This is a genomic window from Marseilla massiliensis, from assembly GCF_016899855.1.
Lineage (GTDB): Bacteria > Bacteroidota > Bacteroidia > Bacteroidales > Bacteroidaceae > Prevotella.
This window is the reverse complement of sequence record NZ_JACJJG010000055.1, coordinates 1-18,019: the sequence shown is the minus strand read 5'-3', so window position 1 is coordinate 18,019 and position 18,019 is coordinate 1. Positions and strand designations below refer to the sequence as shown.

The 18,019-nt window shown below is 40.6% G+C and carries 19 protein-coding genes and 1 pseudogene; 10 read left to right on the top strand and 10 right to left on the bottom strand.

Translation table 11 applies throughout. The features are described from left to right. Together H6A34_RS09715 and H6A34_RS09710 are read left to right on the top strand one after the other, a co-directional pair. Positions 1-258, top strand: a pseudogene (locus H6A34_RS09715) (IS4 family transposase); the annotation flags it as partial. A gap of 180 nt (positions 259-438) precedes the next feature. Continuing rightward, the gene (locus tag H6A34_RS09710; RefSeq protein ID WP_205105228.1) at positions 439-1,257 is read left to right on the top strand and encodes a hypothetical protein; all 819 of its coding nucleotides are present in this window, start codon (positions 439-441) and stop codon (positions 1,255-1,257) included. Between the two features lie 12 nt (positions 1,258-1,269). Here the strand turns inward: H6A34_RS09710 and H6A34_RS15020 are convergent, their stop codons facing one another. After that, the gene (locus H6A34_RS15020; RefSeq protein WP_338088655.1) at positions 1,270-1,644 is read right to left on the bottom strand and encodes a DUF4113 domain-containing protein; all 375 of its coding nucleotides are present in this window, start codon (positions 1,642-1,644) and stop codon (positions 1,270-1,272) included. A 513-nt stretch (positions 1,645-2,157) separates the two neighbouring features. Here H6A34_RS15020 and H6A34_RS09700 point away from each other — a divergent pair. From H6A34_RS09700 to H6A34_RS09690, 3 genes are read left to right on the top strand one after another with little or no spacing between them, the layout of a single operon-like run. Next, positions 2,158-2,304, top strand: coding sequence for a hypothetical protein (locus H6A34_RS09700; protein ID WP_205105226.1), 147 nt, complete (start codon positions 2,158-2,160; stop codon positions 2,302-2,304). Positions 2,305-2,356: 52 nt separating this feature from the next. Then, a complete protein-coding gene (locus H6A34_RS09695; protein WP_239480829.1) occupies positions 2,357-3,523 on the top strand; it encodes an AAA family ATPase in 1,167 nt (388 codons plus the stop codon). Beyond that, positions 3,520-4,170, top strand: coding sequence for a DUF4276 family protein (locus tag H6A34_RS09690; RefSeq protein WP_205105225.1), 651 nt, complete (start codon positions 3,520-3,522; stop codon positions 4,168-4,170). The genes H6A34_RS09695 and H6A34_RS09690 overlap by 4 nt, the downstream gene beginning before the upstream one ends. A gap of 103 nt (positions 4,171-4,273) precedes the next feature. On the opposite strand, the gene H6A34_RS09685 is transcribed toward H6A34_RS09690, so the two are convergent. The 9 genes from H6A34_RS09685 to H6A34_RS09645 form a co-directional block, all read right to left on the bottom strand. Further along, the gene (locus H6A34_RS09685; RefSeq protein WP_205105223.1) at positions 4,274-4,501 is read right to left on the bottom strand and encodes a hypothetical protein; all 228 of its coding nucleotides are present in this window, start codon (positions 4,499-4,501) and stop codon (positions 4,274-4,276) included. Further along, complete coding sequence (locus tag H6A34_RS09680; protein ID WP_205105221.1) at positions 4,480-4,647, bottom strand: hypothetical protein; 168 nt, start codon at positions 4,645-4,647, stop codon at positions 4,480-4,482. The genes H6A34_RS09685 and H6A34_RS09680 overlap by 22 nt, the downstream gene beginning before the upstream one ends. A 434-nt stretch (positions 4,648-5,081) precedes the next feature. After that, positions 5,082-6,059 (bottom strand): zinc-binding metallopeptidase family protein, encoded by a 978-nt coding sequence (locus H6A34_RS09675; RefSeq protein WP_205105219.1) that lies wholly within the window; start codon positions 6,057-6,059, stop codon positions 5,082-5,084. Between the two features lie 103 nt (positions 6,060-6,162). After that, on the bottom strand, positions 6,163-7,536 hold the full coding sequence (locus H6A34_RS09670) for a hypothetical protein (RefSeq protein ID WP_205105218.1): 1,374 nt from the start codon (positions 7,534-7,536) through the stop codon (positions 6,163-6,165). A gap of 116 nt (positions 7,537-7,652) precedes the next feature. Beyond that, positions 7,653-8,585, bottom strand: a complete 933-nt coding sequence (locus tag H6A34_RS09665; RefSeq protein ID WP_205105217.1) for a PD-(D/E)XK nuclease family protein — start codon at positions 8,583-8,585, stop codon at positions 7,653-7,655. Between the two features lie 85 nt (positions 8,586-8,670). After that, positions 8,671-9,441, bottom strand: a complete 771-nt coding sequence (locus H6A34_RS09660; protein ID WP_205105216.1) for a Sak single strand annealing protein — start codon at positions 9,439-9,441, stop codon at positions 8,671-8,673. A gap of 125 nt (positions 9,442-9,566) precedes the next feature. Continuing rightward, positions 9,567-10,577, bottom strand: coding sequence for a DUF3871 family protein (locus H6A34_RS09655; RefSeq protein WP_205105215.1), 1,011 nt, complete (start codon positions 10,575-10,577; stop codon positions 9,567-9,569). Positions 10,578-10,889: 312 nt separating this feature from the next. Next, a complete protein-coding gene (locus H6A34_RS09650; RefSeq protein ID WP_205105208.1) occupies positions 10,890-11,054 on the bottom strand; it encodes a hypothetical protein in 165 nt (54 codons plus the stop codon). 398 nt (positions 11,055-11,452) lie between these two features. Continuing rightward, complete coding sequence (locus H6A34_RS09645) at positions 11,453-11,605, bottom strand: hypothetical protein (protein WP_205105207.1); 153 nt, start codon at positions 11,603-11,605, stop codon at positions 11,453-11,455. A gap of 345 nt (positions 11,606-11,950) precedes the next feature. Between H6A34_RS09645 and H6A34_RS09640 the strand changes: the two genes are divergently transcribed. From H6A34_RS09640 to H6A34_RS09620, 5 genes are all read left to right on the top strand, one after another. Further along, complete coding sequence (locus H6A34_RS09640) at positions 11,951-12,292, top strand: hypothetical protein (RefSeq protein WP_205105205.1); 342 nt, start codon at positions 11,951-11,953, stop codon at positions 12,290-12,292. Continuing rightward, positions 12,276-13,079, top strand: a complete 804-nt coding sequence (locus H6A34_RS09635) for a hypothetical protein (RefSeq protein WP_205105203.1) — start codon at positions 12,276-12,278, stop codon at positions 13,077-13,079. The genes H6A34_RS09640 and H6A34_RS09635 overlap by 17 nt, the downstream gene beginning before the upstream one ends. 139 nt (positions 13,080-13,218) lie before the next feature. Then, on the top strand, positions 13,219-13,434 hold the full coding sequence (locus H6A34_RS09630) for a hypothetical protein (RefSeq protein WP_205105201.1): 216 nt from the start codon (positions 13,219-13,221) through the stop codon (positions 13,432-13,434). Positions 13,435-13,646: 212 nt separating this feature from the next. Further along, positions 13,647-15,161: a hypothetical protein gene (locus H6A34_RS09625; RefSeq protein WP_239480828.1), complete on the top strand. Its 1,515-nt coding sequence runs from the start codon at positions 13,647-13,649 to the stop codon at positions 15,159-15,161. Between the two features lie 1,302 nt (positions 15,162-16,463). After that, complete coding sequence (locus H6A34_RS09620; protein WP_205105199.1) at positions 16,464-17,498, top strand: BT4734/BF3469 family protein; 1,035 nt, start codon at positions 16,464-16,466, stop codon at positions 17,496-17,498. Positions 17,499-18,019: the final 521 nt, after the last annotated feature.

The window sequence follows — 18,019 nt, the reverse complement described above, 5'->3', positions numbered from 1 at the left end:
AGCACCTCAAGATAAAGAAATTCTGGGGCACAACAGAGAACGCCGTCCGCATACAAATCAGTGTGGCTATTATCACATACTGTCTTGTGGCTATTGTTCCAACATGATATGAAGTTGAAACGCTCAACCTATGAAGTTTTGCAAATTCTCAGCATATCATTGACAGATAAAAACCACTTGCGTGACCTGTTCGACAAGACTAATTTCAATGATGTCAAAGATCTAAATAATCCCATTATTCCGGGGCTATTTGATTAATTGTTTAACTCGTCCCATTTTAACGGGACACTAATGTTGTCGAATAAAAGTATGAATAAAGTGTATGAAAGCCTATACTACTTTTTTTATAAATATGGTCATGATTATTCCGAATTTAAGACGAACCTAGTAAGGCGTATAAGTGTATGGAATCATATTCATACTGAGAGTAAAAAAGAAATGCTCAATACTGTATGGCAAGAAAATGTCTTTGTGAAAACACGCTATATGCTTCAACAACGTATAAAGAAAACGTTCTCTAAATTAAGCCAAGTACAACAAAACTCACTGTCTTTTGATATAGCTTGGAGAATTAGTAAATATATGGTGGATAAAGATAAAATAGAAGGATTGATAGCCACATATAATGATGTAAAAGTCTTAAAGGCTTTAAGAAATAAAGTTTTAAAGGCCAAAGCATTAGCAAGAGAAGACTTTGAAAATAAAACAGAATATGTCGAAACTGACAATGAGCCAATAATAAGCAGCATATTGTTAAGAATCAATAACGGAAAGTTTAAAAGCACGTCAAAAGTTATTAAATCTCAAAATATAATTAACCTGTTTTTGGATGAATATGAAGATGTTTTTTTAAGACATTTCCAAGATATTACAGACGATGACCTAAAGAAAAAAATTAAGGGGCTTAAAACACTAAAAAAACATTTGCTAGCATTAATAATTTGGCATACTGCTAAATCCATGGTTGACAATGGCATTATCACGGAAATCTCAACTTCAGGAAACAAGTATAATTTAAAAGACGAGAATGGGAAACCATACGAAGTCAGCAATGAAATGGCTGCAAAAATATTTGACATTGTATCTGTATTAGATTTTGACATGAAAATGCTTGATAAAGATATGCATGAATATCGCATACCTAATAAGCAAAAAGACAAAAAAGAATTTGTTAGAACCAGACTTAATCAAAATTCTAAAGTTATAAACTTAAACTATGAGGAATTGATTAATGAATATGATGGATTAATATATTAAGAGACAAAAACTTCACCTCAATTTCAATACTTCACTCCATCTTGTTGTCGGGTTGGGGCTTTTGAAGTCATGCCTTATCGCATTTGAGAAAACATCGGCTTTACCCTTCCCGCATTTTTTAGTATATTGCTGCGAACCAATCACAACAGTTTCCGAGCCATAAAACATGTTTATTCTATCCACGGCTTCGTCCATCAGCCTGAGTTTGTTGTATTTCTCCGGCTTGATGTCGAAAAGGTCTGCTTGTATAGGACTGTCCTGTATTATACCTGTTACGATGACACCCGCTTTCTTGTACCTATAGCGGGGCTTGTATATTTTTGCAAATACACCATTTACCGCTTGCATTATCGTCAAAGTAGAGTTTGAAGGCGTCCAGTTGCCTATGCTAACAATTGAAGAAACAGGTGGTGGCGTAATGGCCGTTATCCAACGTAAAACGATGGATGACATCATCGCAGAACATAATGATAAAGTAGGTAAAAATGTCGGAGACTTTGTGTAGCACCAAGGGCTATAGAACGAACATGGCAGAAATGCAAAAAGTTGCTGTCGTAAGGTATGATGGGAAAGGCAATGCGGGTGTTTGGGTGGTACTTGAGATGAAAGCCAATTAAGTAATGAGTTATAAATTACCATCCAAATATATTCTTGAATCTCACATTATAAGAAAGAAAAATAAAATAAAACAAGACAGCCCGTTTTATTGGGGTCGTCCTACTTTTTAGTAAGGATTAAATTGAATCTACTTCTCGTCCATCTTCATACCAATAGATATTCATTGTTTAGTTTGTCATCTATTGGCAGTTGCTGAGTCTGAAGCCATATAAAAAAGTAAAGATTTGGAATTATCCAATCACATATGTGTTGTCATCTTCAATATTATTAAAGCATTAGATCTTGAAAAACATAGAAATGAGAAAGACTACATTCCACAAACAGCACCAAACTCCGAAAAACACTTACATTAAAAGATTACTAAAAACTGCAAATGATGAAAAAAACAGAGAAAAATACACATTCAACCTATCATCAATATTGGATTGATTTGCCAATAACTTTACTGTAATTTTCTTTTTGTCACAATTTATTTGTACTTTTGTGGAATAAACAAAGAAAAAATTTAGGAGACAGAAATATTATTCGATTTCAGCCAGTCTGTTATCCTATAATGAGTATATCTGTAACGCCCTTAACAAATTTGGCAATCATGGACAAAATTGAAATAAAAGGATATAAGTCTTTTAAGGATTTGACACTTTACCTTAACCCAATCAACATTTTGATTGGGTCAAACGGTTCTGGCAAAAGCAATTTCCTGTCTTTTTTCGAGTTCTTGAATAGGATGTATGAACAGAAACTCACCGAATATGTAGCCATAAGTGGCGGCGTTGACAAGTTTTTCTTTCAGGGAAGCAAAGTCACCGATACAATTTATGCAAATATAAAATTCCAAGAAAATTCTTACCTTATTGAATTGAAAGAAGGCGATGGTAAGTTTGTGCTTTCGAAAGAATGCATTGGATACAACGATGATTATTATGAAATAGGCCATTTCAACAACGAGTCAAATATAAAATCTTACAACGGCCTCCAAAGAGGTGATTATATTAAGAGGTATCTTTCAGAAATAAAGAAATATCATTTCCATGATACAGGTAAAAGTTCGCCTTTTACCAAGGAAAGCAACATAACCAACGATGTTTACTATCTTTACGAAAAGGGTGAAAACATTGCTGCGTTTCTTTATGGCATACAGCAGAATGCTCCCATCGTGTATAAGCGTATAGTCAAAACCATTCAAAGCGTAGCACCATATTTCAGCGATTTTTATTTCAACGTAAGTACTTCCGATACGGTCAGACTACTATGGACTGACAAATACAGCTCAACTGTTTACGGCCCGACCGACCTATCAGACGGCACAATAAGGTTTATCGCCTTGGCCACATTGTTTTTGCAACCCAACCTGCCTAAAGTCATAATCATAGACGAACCTGAGTTGGGGTTGCATCCTTTTGCAATCCAGAAATTGTCCGGTATGATAAAATCAGCGGCGGCAAAAGGCACTCAAATCATCATTGCCACACAAAGTGCCGACCTCATAAGCAATTTTAATGCCGAGGATATTATCACGGTAAACCAAATTAACGGCGTTTCCGTTATGAAAAGACTGGAGCAAGATAGCCTAAATGCCTGGTTGGAAGAATACACCCTTGGTGATTTGTGGAAACAAAATATACTGAAAGGAGGGCAGCCATTATGAAAAGAATGATAATCATATGTGAAGGCCCTACAGAACAAGAATTTTGCAAGGATGTTCTGACTAATTATTTCATGACCAAAAACATCTCCATCGAGTGCCCCACAATCAAACATTCAAATGGAGGCATCGTATCTTGGAATACATTGAAAAAGCAAATTATAATGCACCTGAACGAGGGCGATTGTTTCGTTACATTGTTAATTGATTACTACCGAATCAAGGATTCATACAATTTCCCTGGCTGGATTGATAGCAAAAATATTACAAATATTTATGACAGGATGCATTTCTTGTTCGACAAGATGTCACTTGATTTAGACGAAGAACTACGTCCAAGGTTCATTCCATACATCCAATTACATGAATTTGAAGCCTTGCTGTTCAGTGACATATCTGTTTTCAACAGGAACTTCACTTCCGACGAACTTGATTTTCATTCATTAGAACAAGCGATAAAATGTGTCGAAACTCCAGAGGAAATTAACAACGGACCAGCCACTGCACCTTCAGAACGTCTGAAGAAAGCAATAAAAGGTTACGACAAGGTTGTCTATGGAGCTTGCTTAGCTTCAGAAATTGGATTGGACACAATTCGTGAAAAGTGCCAATTGTTTAATGAATGGATTGAAAAATTAGAAACTTGTTAAAAGCGATTTTGGCTTTTGTAACTTTTTAAGACAATTCACTATCAGGAAAAAATAAAATAGGACGACCAGTTTTAATTTGGGCCGTCCTGTCGTTGTTTAGTGATTAAATTCTGTCTGTTTCTCGTCCGTCTTCATACCAATAGATGTTCAATGTCTCGGTTGTCATCCATTGGCAGTTGTTCAGATTGAAACCGTATTTGCCTTCAAGGGTTGACAGGAAAGACTCGAAATCGTCGTAGTTCTCGGATTCCTGCAGTTCTTCTTCGATGAGCTTTATGATGTTCAAGGCTCCGGTGCAGAAGTCGAGGATTATAACATACTTCGGTTCCATACTTTTTCCGCTCTTATGAGGGTGATTGTTGTTGCCATCGGATAAGTCCTTTTTACCTTTCCGTAGGCAGAGACTGAATTGTTGGCGTTTACGTTCACCCTGAATTTCACGCCGTTGATTGTCACGTTGAAATGGTATCTGTTCATAGTCTTAATATTTTTCGTTTAATGAATGAAAAACAAGAGGATATGTGAAATTTCAGGTTTTACTGTATTCCCGCTTTTCACATATCCCTTGTTCTTGGAAAGTTCAGATTTTATAGGACTTTCGGATTATGTGTTTTATGATTTTCACAACAACTTCCCTTCCTTTAAAATCCAATTTCTTAGGCAGCTTGAAAAGCCTTATAATCAGGCCGCTTTTGTTTTCGGTTCTCTTGTGTTTCATTGTTCTTTCATTTTGGTTGTTGTTTTGTTGGTTTTTGTTCAAATTCCAATATGCCGTTAATCGCATTGTAAAAGGCCACGTTTTGTATTGTAATTTGCCGTCTTTTGAAATGCGTTTTGCCGTGTTTTGGGATGTCGGTTCTCCTTATTTACTTAATTGCCTGATATTCAATGACATACGGCTTAATGTCTTTTCATTGCCAATCTTCCTGTTTTTCGTAAAGGATTTCGTTCATGGCGTCTTCGTAAACCATAGCGAAATCGTCCATCGTGAAAGGGTAATCCGTGCCGTAGAAAGCGTAGATGTCAGACGGGGTGAGCGTCGGGTCTGCCAGCAAGGCTTCACGGATGATTTCAAAGAGTTCGTCGTAGATGTCCCAGGATGAGTAAGCGAAATTCAGATACGCCCGCTCGTCGTATTCAGCCTTGTGCCTGTATGTTTTCTTGCAGTTGCTGATTATATGCTCGATGAAGCGCAGGCAGTTGAGCAAATCCTTCTTGTCGGTGTACTCGTTGTCGGTGTGTGGCTCGTAATAACCGCAGCTAAGGTTGACGCAGGATACGTTTAGGCCCTGCTCTTTCAGTTGCTCGATGTCTGTCATCAAACCGTAAGTTTCCTTGTAACCGAACATTTGGGGCTGTATGTCTTTTATGAACTCGTCGGAGCAAAGGGACAATCCCGATATGCTTGTAACAAGGTCGTTGCTGCCTCTTCGGTCGGGCTGGATTACAAACCTACAGTCCTCGAAGAAGTCCATCTTGGCTTTTGAGCTTCCAATGCATCCAACTTCCTCTGATACAAAGAATGCGACCTTGATTTCATCGAACCTTTGAAGGCATTTCAGTGCGAGCCAAATTCCATTCTTGTCGTCAGCCCCCAACCCGCAGAACTTCCTTTCCTTGTGGCTGTAGCCGAAAATCAAGTCCCGTGTTTCTATTGCGATGAAGTCGGTTGGATGGTGTTCCTGTACTTGGTCTAAATGGGCAACAATACATGGATAGGTTTCTGACTTTCCCTTGGTTATGTAGATGTTGCCAGTGTTCCAGTCCAAATCGAGCTTTGAATTTGGTACGTTCTTGCTTGTCCACTTGCAGATAAAGGTGATGATTTCCCCCTCAAAGCCTGACTTCGAGTGGATTTTGTATAGTTGTTTCAATAATTTGTAGTTCATAATCTTGGTGTTTTTAGTTGTTGCTTACTTGTCTTTTGTTGATTGAAAAGATGAAGGAGAACCGTGATTTTTGTTTTTACACAATCCTCCTTTTGTTTTTTCATCATGCGGCATTGGCGAGTTCGATTTCCTCATGGCAATGTTCCTCCCTGTATTCGTCCTCGGCCCGGTTCAAGCAGTCAACGCAACAGTATGTCTCTCCCGTAAGCTCCGACTTGTATCCGTCGTCTTCCAAGAACCAATCGTCACAGACAGGGCAAATCTCCAGGTCGTCCTTGTGGTAGTAGATTTCCTCGGACTCAATCCAAATGAACTCCTCCAGGCTGTCAACGCTGCAACTCATCTCCCTTCCGTGGTAAATTACTGTCACGGTGTCAGCGTCGGTGTATTCGTCGTGGAACTCGTCGTAATTCTCGTCGTCCTCCCCGTCTATGCTTCCGTCCGTCGTGTCGAGGCAGTAGTCATAGTAGACGTCGGAGAAATTATAGGCCCTGCGCTTTGATATGTCGTACCACTTGAAGCTGTCCTGATAGCTCAACAGCTCGTAGGTTTCCAGGTCGCAGTCTATCCAAAAGTCCTTGTCTTCCAATGAATTTCCGTATATATCGACGTATCCTTTGGCGTTGTGACAGTCGAATCCCACTTGCTTGTAGCCGTCTATGTAGTTGCCTCGGATAAGGGCTTCGATGAGTGCCCGTTTAAGAAGGTTGTCTTGGTTTGTGGAATACTGTCTTTCAGCCAATCTCCAAACCTTTTCTGAGCCTTCCTCATGAACCTCGTTGTATATTACGCAACGTGCCACGATTTTTCCTTCGGTGTTTCGCAAGTATGCCGCGCTTGCCTTTACGGCGTCCTTGTAGAATGTATGTAAGCCCCTGTTCATCATGCACGAGCAGAAATCTCCCTCGCACTCGCTGGAGCTGTAGATGTCGCGAAAGTTGTCGTTGACGTAAAGGTTGTTCTTGGGAAGGGTTGACATTGAGTATGTTTGCCAGTCCTCGGAGAATGTTTCCTGCAAATAGATGAGTGTTGGCTCGCTCAGTTTCCGTCCGAACTCGGTTTCAAGGATGAGGTTGCGGATGAACTTCCCAGCCTTCATCTTGAATATGCGTCCGTTGTTCTTGTGGTTTATATACCTGCAACTTTTGTAGTCGGAGTCCTCGCAAAGTCCCCGCATTTCATCGGTGCTGTACTTGCTTGAACGGAAGGTGTAGTTAATCAGTTCCACCTTGTACGGCAGGTTTTCGCTTTGTCCGCCTTCCTCCATTACTTTGTTGAACATCGTTTTCTTGAACTCCGCTACGTTGGGGATGTTCAGCAAAGTAAAATCGTTCTTTTTGATGCACTCCTTTAACAAGTTCTTATCCTTGATGAAGTTCAGCAGTACCTTGTTCCTCCTGCTTTTCTTTCCGTTGTCGTGTTCAGTAAATCCGAAGCGGTAGGTAAATTCTTTGTAGTTGAAATTGTAATAAAGCATGGTTTTTCTTGTTTTAATTTGTTTGACATTAATGTTCATAAACACAAAAAACGGAGCGTACCACTTTTCTTTTTCTTTGTGATACACTCCGTCTTGAAGAGAGTTTCCTGTTTGTATTACACAGCAATAAGGAGAGAGCCTGAAACGTTTGAAGTCCTTTCATATGGTGTGAAGTCGATGTCGGGGTGGTCTTCCTTGAACTTTGCGGCGTTGAAAGATATTCTGACACTCGGCATTTTCCTTGTGAGCCTCATTGTTCCGGTCTCCCATGTCCTCGCTCCTATTGCTTCCATATCTTGAAGAATTTCCGACTTGAGCCTTGAAAGTTCTTCTTCCGCCTCGTTCTTGGTCCGGATTAGCTGCCTGATGTAACTTTCCTTTTCCTTGTACTTGTCGGGAATTGAGTAAGGGTTCACAAATTGTTTGCCTTGTAGGTCGGCATCCAAAAGCTCCTTGCAGGTTTGTGACGGTATTCTTTCAACAGGCAAGATTTCAGCTCTATGGTCGAAAGTCCCGTCAGGTTTTTCCTTGTTCCTTAGATGGATTATGAACAGTTTTTCCACCTCTGCGCCTGTGTTCTGCAATTCAAAGAAGTAAGCATAGATTGAGAGTTGCCACCTCGCCTTTTCCTGTTTCTCCGATGTCATTGTGCCGTAGGTCTTGATGTCACCGATTGAAAAAGAGTTGTTTGAAGTCCTGTAAACCTTGTCTATGTTGCTTGCCCAGTTTTCTCCGTCTGTCACTGTGTATTCGGAGCGTTCATGCACAAGGCCGTTTTCATTGCAAAGGCTGATGTAATCCTGTACTTCCTGTGTCCCGTCATTGAGCCAGGAAGTGTCAAACATTTCTATGCTTTCATGCACTTCCGTTCCGTATCTTGCCGCTTCCTGGAGCAAATTGTCGGGTATTCCTTCAAACTCGTCGGGGAACAGTTGCCTTTGAAGCATTCCCGTTATGCCTGACAGTTGTTTCCCATCAAGCCGATATTCGTGGAGTTCCTTGTTGAAAAGAACTCCGCTGTCTTTTAATTCTATTCTTTTTGTTTCCATTGTTGTTGTTCTTTGATTGTCCATTTTTAACCATTCATTGCTTATTTGATTTTTCATTTTTAATTATTCATTTTTCATTTGAAAATCATGCGGCTTGTATTTGCTGCTTCCTTTCTGTGAACAATGCCTTTATTTCAGCGTTGTTCTCCACTTCGTTCTGGTGTTGCTTGTAAAGGTTCATAAGCGAAGTCTGGTCGTTGCAGTAAGACAAAGCGGCTTTTATTCCTGCATACTTATCCTGTGTGGGTTGTCGGAATGTTGCAGTCGTTGGTGAAGGAGTTGCAGTTCTTGCCTTTCTCGTTGCTTGCTTCTTAGTTGCGTTGATGTCATTTTGCAGTGTTTCTTCATTGGGCAAATCCTCACCCGCATAGACATACAATCCCAATCCGAACATCGCCAAATTCTTAACCAAGCACCGCATTATGGTCTTGTTGATGTCGAACATGGTTGCAGCGTTCACCGTTTTCTCGACATATTGTTTCTTGTAGGTGTCGTAGACTTGGTAGGTGTAGGCTTGTTCCTTCATCGCTTTGTTCGCCCCATTCATTACAGGAAGCCACATCTCGTAAGTCTGGTTGTCCGCCGTCACCTCTGTATATACCATGATGCCTATATTCGGGTCGTTGAAATAAGGTAGGCTTGTCGTAGGATTCTTGATGATTTTGTACTCTGCATTTGGATAGGCACGTTTAAATTCAGCCCAAGCGTTTGCCCATGAAAGATAGCTTAACTTGTCGTTGTCTCGTCTCTCTAACTTGTCCGAGAGGTCAAGTGAATAAAGGGCGTCGAACATCGCGGCCCTTCTTTCTTCTTCTGTGATGTCTTTCGGAAGTTGTGGTCTTTGGAATTTTGCCATAGTCGTTGTTGTTTTAAAGTTGTTGTTGATTTAGTTTCAATTCACTCAAACAAAAAAGGAGACACACAAAATCGTCATTGTCTTGAAATTGTGTATCTCCTTAAATTTTGTTTGTCGGCTTGTTGTCAGTTGATGAACCATGAATAGCCTTCTGTGTCATCGCCTTCAATAGCCCGTTGTATTCCCATTGAAAAGTCGGTGCAGTTCTGGTTCCTGTCCAAGAACTTGTCAATGTAGGTTTGTTTCACCGCTTCATTGGCCAGTTGCAGGAAGTTCCAACATGTTATGTCCCGGCCGTCTTTCTTGCCGAAGTTCTCGTTTGTCACGTAGTTCTTGACCATTGCGTTCACTGTCGAGTCGCCGAGGGTAAGCGGTGGAAGTTCCTTTTGTCCCTTGGCCGGTAAAGCTTGGTAGAGCCTCATACGCCCTATGATTTTGCAGAAAAGCTCTTCGGATATTGGCGTGTCATGCAAGTTCTCAAGTCGATGCAGTGTTTCTTCCATCATTGGCTCAAAGTTATTGTAAAGTTCAAGTGTCTTTTGCATTATGTCAGCTTCCGTCATGCACTCGACTATCCCAGAATTTCCATCACAGGTTAACATAAGGTTTGAACACACCCTTACCTGCCAACCGACAAAGACCTTGAATTTCATGGGCGACCTCCTGCTGTAAAGCTTATCTTCGTTGTAAGCCCTCACTCCTCCGATGCAAAGGTTTACCGTTTGTCCGTTGATTTCCCGTGACAAATCCAAGACGTGGCAGACAAAGGCCATGCGCTGATAAAACACTGTTTTCTCCGATTCTAAAAGTTCATACGCTTTCTTGTGTTGGGCAGATGGAACACGGCCTATTATTGGATGTGAAACACGACATTCAACGGGTGTAAGCTCTCCGAACACGTTGTTTGCTACCTTCGTGACAGCACTGATGAAGTTCTGGTGCGATATTGTAAGGCTGTTGTCGCTGAAAGTCGGTATTATGTTCTTCTCCGTCAGGTCTCTCAAAGTGATTGCCTGAGTGTTCGATTCGATGAAGTTGGGATGCCTTTCTTCATTTGTTTCATCTTGTTCCCTTACAATGTCCTTACGTTCAATTGGCAAGGTCATTGTTCCTTGTTGCTTGAAAAGATTTTCCATATTGCTTGTTGTTTGATTGTTTTATACTAAGTTTCATCTCACCCGATGTTGAAAAAGTAAAGGACCGGACGTTGGGGCATTCGTATAATCCTTGCCTTTTTGTCCGGTCTTGTTGCAGATACATCGTTCATGTTGATTATTCTGCATTTCCTGTTTGTAGTTTCCATATCAAAATGATTAAGCTTTGAAAAAACTTATGGTGGCTTCCGAGATTCAAAAAGTTTCTCAAAAGTCACCATCAATTTCTTTATTCCTTTCAGAAGTGTCGTTACTCCCTCAAAGAGATTAATAAGAACGTCGAGGTCTTTTTCGCTAAGCACTCTCAACGTCGTTTGTGTCAACCGCAGTGTCTGAAACTCCAACGGTCTTCTTGTTACACCTGCCTATGAGGTTCTTGCCAAGCTCAAAGGCCTCGATTAAAGTCACGGCCACCACTATTACGTGATAACCAGTCTTCAAAATGTTCTTGATTTCCATAAAATGTTTTCTTTAAAATTGTTCGATAATGTTGTTTACTAATACACAAATAAGGCTTTCGGGGTTTTGCAGACGGAAAATTCTTAAAGGTAAAACGGTAAAAAAGTAAAAAGGCAAAACAAAGGTGAGAAAGCCAAATATAAAAGTGGTGCTTATGGATATTCCTCCGATGTAGTTCTGCTAGTGAGAAAAGGAATAACACTTTTTACTCTAAGATAACCCTTCTTTATAGGAAACTTGGCATTCTCAGTAAAAATTAGTGTTATTTTCACCTGTTCACTAGAGGCTCCCTTCGGTCAAGAGTTTCACAAGCACCACAATGGAAAAACAAAAAAGCCGGAACATCCTGCTCTTCGCAAGACATCCCGGACTTCCATTTTCAGGTTCACCACGCTTCATTAAACTGCGCATAAGGCAGAGATATTCTGCAATGGGTCGTCACCAAAGGCCATCGACTTGCTGCCTTTCCAATTCCGCAACCTTTTCCACAGGTTCTTCACTTGTGGCGTCTCCTGCCTGATTTTTGCCTGACCCATTATTTCTTTTTTCATTCCATAAGCCAAGCGATAATCCGAATACGACCTTTTGCATGGGTCGTCGGATAAGGGTTGTCTCTCGAACTTCACCCTCATCATTAAGGCTTTCGGCGGTTCTCAACTTGCATTATGGAACAGGCCAAAAACAAGGCGTATTGCAAAAGGTATCGAATTGCATTGTAAAAGACGGTGAATTGGAAGGTGAAATACGGCATATTGGAAGCTGATTTACGGCCTTTTACAAGCAGGAAGATAACAGACTGAGTTTCAATACTTTAAGAATACCAAGCCCCCAAACCGTCAAAACGCGCTTCAAAAGGACTCAAAGCCTAAATGATGAAATAAACAAATTAAAAACACATGATAATACAGTGTTTGAATAATTTGTTTTCCAGTGAAGTAAAGTACCCGGAAAACCGTCAGGACAGTGTTTCTCCTGATGTAATCGAAAGTAAAAGAAACACAGTGATTGTGCCGGAGAAATTCAAGGCTGATATTGAAGCACTTGAAAAGTATATCGGGCACTCTCTTGAAACCGGTCTCTGCATCAAGGTTGACTTGGCGGAGCTGCTGACCGTAATACCAAGAGAAAGAAAGAGAGCCGACGCCTATAACACATTGCGAAGGTTCTTAAAGAATGAGTTTGATGTAGAACTTATAATCAATTCAAGGAAAGGGAATGAAAATGGAAGAAGAGATTAGGAATGGTGTAAGAATCCGCAAGCATTACAAGACATCTACGAAAATCAGCGAGGACGGACTGATTGTCGAGAAAGAGTTTATAGACAAGGCGGACGGAGGGAAACTGAAAAAATACAACCCAAAAATCAATGTCGGTTCTGAAGGTCTTAGATATATCGAGAACAAACAATATGGCAGGGTTCATATTCAAGATTTGGTAGCCGATTGCTTCTGTCCCCCAAAACCAAATGACGGGAAGGACTATGTTTTAGTTCATAAGGACGGGAACTTGCAAAACGACCATTACAAAAACCTTGAATGGATGGAACGGAAACAGGCCTATCCTAATACGCCGGCAACCCTGGAAAAAGAGGTTAAGATGACGTATGGGATAAAAGTCAGAAGGGACGGAAAGGTTTACCAGAAGGGGAAACTGTTGAGTGTGGGTATGACCAGTGGTGGAATGGATACTGACATTGTTGGCGTCATTGAGCCTTTTGTCGAGTATGAAGTCCATCACAGGCAATGGAAAAGATATGAATGGAAACGGATTAATGTTGACAGGCTGATGGAAATTGCCGGGTATGTAAATGGTAACAAGGAACAATTCAAAGACCCGGCAATACTCCACAAGGACAACGACTGGCTCAATTTCAACTCGGACAACCTTGAATGGACGGACAGGAGCGACCCAAGGTACAGGGAATACCACAACAGGAAGGTGGATGACATGAACGCCCTGGGAAGGAAATGGAACGGAGACAAGTGGGATTACATGGAAAAGCAGGACAGGTTCCAACACGTCTGACCGTTGCTTGAAACTCTTTTGACAGAGATGAGGTTTGGCGTCCTCTTTTGCAACTGATGAACTTAAATGTTGTAAGGGAATGGACGCCGAACCTTGTCCCTTGATTGTGAACAAATAAAATATTAAGAACTTGAATGTTATGAACGAGAAGAAGATTTTGAAAAAGTCGGAGCTTTTGGAACAGATAAGGGACGACTTCAGGACCATGGAAAACGGGCGGAACGACATTGACCCCGGATTTTTCACCGAGGAGGATGTAATGTCGCTTTATGAATTCCTTTTAATGAGACACTGCGGCGAATGGGATGTGGTTGACGACGTTGAAGGTGAAAACGAAGGAGGGCAAGAATCATGAAAGAACTGTTCAACATATCCCCTCATCTTACGGGGGACGGATTTACGATGAAACTCAAGACCGGTGTGATTGACGTGCCAGACAAGCATGGTGGATATTAGGTTTCCAGCGGCCAAGGTTCGGGAAAAACGGAGTCGATAAAGAGCCTGATAAGACAGAAACACGATGACGGCATCCTTTACTGTGTCGATACGAACGAGGAACTGGGCAAGATGTACGATTGGATTGTTTGTGAGCTTGTAAACTCGGCTTCATGCGATTTAAGGTTTGACGACGTGATGATTGTCTCAAGCGATTCAAGGTGGTCGCGTTTCTTCGACATTTACAAGAACAACCCAGGGATATTATTGGACAAGAAAGTAATCCTTATAACACATGTGCGCTTCTGGACCGACCTCATAAATTACTTCCTCATTTACAAGCCGAAAGAAGAAGTAAGTGCGTTTGACGGTGATTTTGCTTCATTGATGTCGAGGGAAGACCTGAGGAAGTATGTGGTTTTTGACGAGACTCCGACCTTCATCAATCCTTTCGTGGAATTTGACAGGACGTTGCTTGGGGTTTTCGGAAAGGTTGACGGTGATGGCAAAATCGTAAGCAAGGACAAGGACGAATTGGATTTGTTCTATGACGCTTTCATAAGAGGCACCGGCAACGACTTCTTCAAACGCGACTGCAAGATTGACAGGATAAAGAGGGATGTCGTGCTGAACCTCATACCCAAATGTTTCGACACTTGGATGCTCTCGGACAAAGATGCAAAAAAGGTCGGCATAACTTTCAACCCCGTAGACCTTTGCCCCGGAAACATAGAGATGAAGAATTACATACTTGTCTTCGAGGGGGTGGCTGACATATTGCTAAGAGGCTCGTCGTGCTTCAAGCTGTTGGATGTCAAGGAGAAATACAACACCGTCACTGATTTTGCAAGGTTGGAGTTCGGTGTCAAGAGGAAGACTGTGGACAATGAAAAATTAAGTTCTTTCCTTGACAACATCGCGAAACTCATCATCAAGCCTACATTGGTTGTCTGTTGGAAGGACATAAACGGAGAAGATGAAAGTCCCGGCGTTTCTTCTTACGCAAGCAGGATAAGGGATGAACTGTTAAGAAGGAATGTGAACCAAAGCCTTTTCCATGTCACTTACTACGGGGCGACAGACAACAAAAGCACAAACAAATTCAGGGACATGGAGCAGATTATACTTTGTGGTGACTGGAACTTGCCTAATACTGAAGCTGCGAAAATCAGGAAGGCATACGGTACAAGGACGGACTCACAGGCCCATAAGGATTGGTATTTCTCGCAGCTCATAACAAGAATCGGCATAAGGAAGCATATTGAAGGAGAGAGATACACAGTCTTTTACACCGACGACTTCAACCCGGATTTCATTTCAAGGATGGATTCTTATTTCAACAAGAACAAAATCGAGGCAAGGAATACAATCAAGCACGAGGACTGGAGGATAAGACTTGAAAGCCTGAACATAAGGAAGAACGTAAAGGAAGAAATAATCTTGTTGGCCGGAAGTGACGACAAGATGCAAGAGGCCATAGTCCAGGGAAAGGAATACAAGAAGGAGGTGACATTCGGCTTCCTTGAATTGTTGGGTATTACGAGGCATGACAGGAAGAGACAGAGATACAAGCCCCTAATTGAAAACCTTGGGAAACTCGGCATAACGCTTGACATCATATCGGGAGAAAAGGCACAGGCGGCTTGAATCATGTTTGTTTTTGCCATTCCGTCATTATTATGCCAGGTACTATTTTTCAACCTACGTATTAATATTATTGAGGATTAAAAAATAGTACCTAATGGAATAATGAAATGAAATAATTGGATAAAAGAAGAAAACAGATAAACACCTGCTTCGCGGTGCAGGAAAGTGGAGAAGGAAGAAAATATACAACAATCTCCTCTTCTTTCCACTGTCGGAGGGCGTAGCCTCTCCCTTTAATCAAGTATTCTTCATTTTATTGTCATTTGATTGTTTTCCATTATGACAAGAAGAAAATGTTGACAGTCCGTCCATTGAAATACAGTCTTAGGTTCAATAAGCTAAAATCAACATTAACCATCAACCAAGGACAAAACATAAAAAGAGATAGAAAAAGACAATTAAATCCAGCCCGTTTTTTGTTTGTTGGCTTGGCCCGATGGGATGTAAGATGAAACATACAACCAAACCAAGATGTAAAATTCAAATAAGCAGGAATAAAAAAGGCTGTCTGGTTTTGGCGATAATGGAATGGAAAAACAGCCTTGGTACTCGATTCAAAAAGCCGGGTTATTAAATGTTGTTCTCTTTATCTTGGATGTAATATTGCAAGGTGCTTTTTTCGATGGACGTATTACTATTATTGAGAAGTAAAATATAGCACCTAAACAAATAAGATTCTCTTTTCCTGTAAATAAGCCAATAAGACAGGAATGAGTGGATGAAATTGCAAGGTACTATTTTTCGACCTACGTATTAATATTATAGAGAAGTAAAAATAGTACCTAAGAATAAGATGAATAAGAAAACAACAACACTTGCTTCGCAGTGTGTGATAGTGGAGAAAGAGATGGACAAATAAAATACTCTTCTTCTCTCCACTGCCAAAGGGACGAAGTCACTCTCTTGTCTTTCCTTTACATTCCTTAATCCGTATGATGAAACAAAGTCCAAGATGTTTAATTCATTCTTTGGTTATTGGGAAAAAACAAAAACAAACTTGGATGCTATAACTAAAAGATGGAATGGGGATTTTAGTTTGACGTTCCTTTCACGGACAATCAAACATCAACGAAAAACAAAACAAATTACAGCCATGACAAAAAGAAAAACATACAACAGGCCGCCTTGAATTATGATGTCGCTTCCTGTTTTTTTATTGGTTTGACGGCAACAGGAATATAAAAAGACAAAACAAGACCAACGACAAGAAGATGAAAAATCAATGGAATGTCAACAGAAAAACAAACAAGTTACATTCCAAACATGCAGAAAAACAATAAAACGAACATAAAAATTGTAGTTATGAAAAATATGAATAAAATCAAAAACACGGTCAGCTTCTACAACAACTCGGAAGACTCAAGAAGCAAGATATATAGGAACCTTGATTACGTTCTCCTTGAAATGATACCGAAGGACGAGGAATTAAGGAAACAGACTGAAATGGCAAGGGACCAAATAACCGAAGAGAATTTCAAGAAGGAGAAAAAGAAACTCCCCATGATTGCGCCTTCTGGAACATTTTATTACAGGAACGACGACATAACCAACTTGCAGGAATACTCCAACATCCTCATCCTCGACTTCGACAAATTCCCCGACCATGAAACTGCTGCAAAATTCAAGGAAAAGCTAATCCGATATGCAGACAGACTTTTCATTTATGCAATCTGGTTTTCCGCAAGTAACAAGGGCCTCAAGGTTGCGATGCTCCATGACAATACAAATCCAGAATACCATTACAACTTATTTTGGCAGGTAAAGCTCAAACTGTATCCCAACACCGATGAATTTGATAAGAGATGCAGTAATTTGAGCAGGACGTGTTTCTTGAGCTACGACCCTGATGTATGGCTCAATCCGAACAGGGACAATATTACCCCATACCATTTCGTTTACGACCCAAGCATTCCAGACCAGCCGGAGAAAGATTACAACAAGGGATGGTCAAGCAAGGAGTTCAAGCATACAGGAGAAGAAATCAAGCTTAACTCAATTTTTCAGGCAAGATGGAAGGACAAGCAGCTAACAAACTATATTGACAAATGCTGGAGAAAGGAATATCCCGACTCATACAAGGACGGTAACAGGCACAAGTCAATATTATCAAGGGCCAAGTGGTTGTGTCTTTACGGTGTCCTCTTTGATGTTGCGGTGGACTATCTGAAAGCAACATTCGGAAGGCACGGGATAAACGAAAGGGACATAGAGGAAATGGCAATCAACAACTACAACTCAAACCGTGGAAAGTTCGGAAGCAAGAGAAACGAATTGTATCAAAGGAAAGAGAACGGAAAAAGATACAGGATAAGCCAATTGAATGCGGCAAGACAATAAGACGGCATAAAACAAACAAAACAAAAAGCCTCTTCAAACCATATCAAGACAAAAGGTATGGAATGAAGGGGCTTGTTCTCTTTGCCCTGTCTTAAATACTGGAAATCAACAAGTTAGGAGGCTGGTTGTAAAAAACAATAAATAAATTAATAATACACGTTTTATCGTTAGGTGGAACACACCAAATCAAAACTTTCATTTCCTTCGGACGATGCCGTAAAAAAGACCGTGTATCTCTCACTTATGGAGACTTTTTATCATGAGGAAAATTTGAAATACTCTCAAACTATTATGTTGCTATTGATAAATGTTCATCAATCCTAATAACTGTTTTTCCATTAAATTTTTCCGTGTCCCGTTGTTCTTCACAATGATAAAATGAACGAATTTCCATGCCTGTCTGATTACCGAGTGATGATATCTTCCCGTACTTTACCCATAATATACTTGAGTTCGGGATAAGGCACCATTAAAAGAGTTGCAGTTGCGCAGTTTTTTCAATGTGTACAGGCAAGGCCTCA

Excerpts from the sequence above, each read along its gene's own strand:
- H6A34_RS09710 (WP_205105228.1), top strand. The coding sequence starts at position 439 with ATGCTCAATACTGTATGGCAAGAAAATGTCTTTGTGAAAACACGCTAT.
- H6A34_RS09690 (WP_205105225.1), top strand. The coding sequence starts at position 3,520 with ATGAAAAGAATGATAATCATATGTGAAGGCCCTACAGAACAAGAATTT.
- H6A34_RS09685 (WP_205105223.1), bottom strand. The coding sequence starts at position 4,501 with ATGGAACCGAAGTATGTTATAATCCTCGACTTCTGCACCGGAGCCTTG.
- H6A34_RS09680 (WP_205105221.1), bottom strand. The coding sequence starts at position 4,647 with ATGAACAGATACCATTTCAACGTGACAATCAACGGCGTGAAATTCAGG.
- H6A34_RS09675 (WP_205105219.1), bottom strand. The coding sequence starts at position 6,059 with ATGAACTACAAATTATTGAAACAACTATACAAAATCCACTCGAAGTCA.
- H6A34_RS09670 (WP_205105218.1), bottom strand. The coding sequence starts at position 7,536 with ATGCTTTATTACAATTTCAACTACAAAGAATTTACCTACCGCTTCGGA.
- H6A34_RS09665 (WP_205105217.1), bottom strand. The coding sequence starts at position 8,585 with ATGGAAACAAAAAGAATAGAATTAAAAGACAGCGGAGTTCTTTTCAAC.
- H6A34_RS09660 (WP_205105216.1), bottom strand. The coding sequence starts at position 9,441 with ATGGCAAAATTCCAAAGACCACAACTTCCGAAAGACATCACAGAAGAA.
- H6A34_RS09655 (WP_205105215.1), bottom strand. The coding sequence starts at position 10,577 with ATGGAAAATCTTTTCAAGCAACAAGGAACAATGACCTTGCCAATTGAA.
- H6A34_RS09650 (WP_205105208.1), bottom strand. The coding sequence starts at position 11,054 with ATGGAAATCAAGAACATTTTGAAGACTGGTTATCACGTAATAGTGGTG.
- H6A34_RS09645 (WP_205105207.1), bottom strand. The coding sequence starts at position 11,605 with ATGAAAAAAGAAATAATGGGTCAGGCAAAAATCAGGCAGGAGACGCCA.
- H6A34_RS09640 (WP_205105205.1), top strand. The coding sequence starts at position 11,951 with ATGATAATACAGTGTTTGAATAATTTGTTTTCCAGTGAAGTAAAGTAC.
- H6A34_RS09635 (WP_205105203.1), top strand. The coding sequence starts at position 12,276 with ATGGAAGAAGAGATTAGGAATGGTGTAAGAATCCGCAAGCATTACAAG.
- H6A34_RS09630 (WP_205105201.1), top strand. The coding sequence starts at position 13,219 with ATGAACGAGAAGAAGATTTTGAAAAAGTCGGAGCTTTTGGAACAGATA.
- H6A34_RS09625 (WP_239480828.1), top strand. The coding sequence starts at position 13,647 with ATGTACGATTGGATTGTTTGTGAGCTTGTAAACTCGGCTTCATGCGAT.
- H6A34_RS09620 (WP_205105199.1), top strand. The coding sequence starts at position 16,464 with ATGAAAAATATGAATAAAATCAAAAACACGGTCAGCTTCTACAACAAC.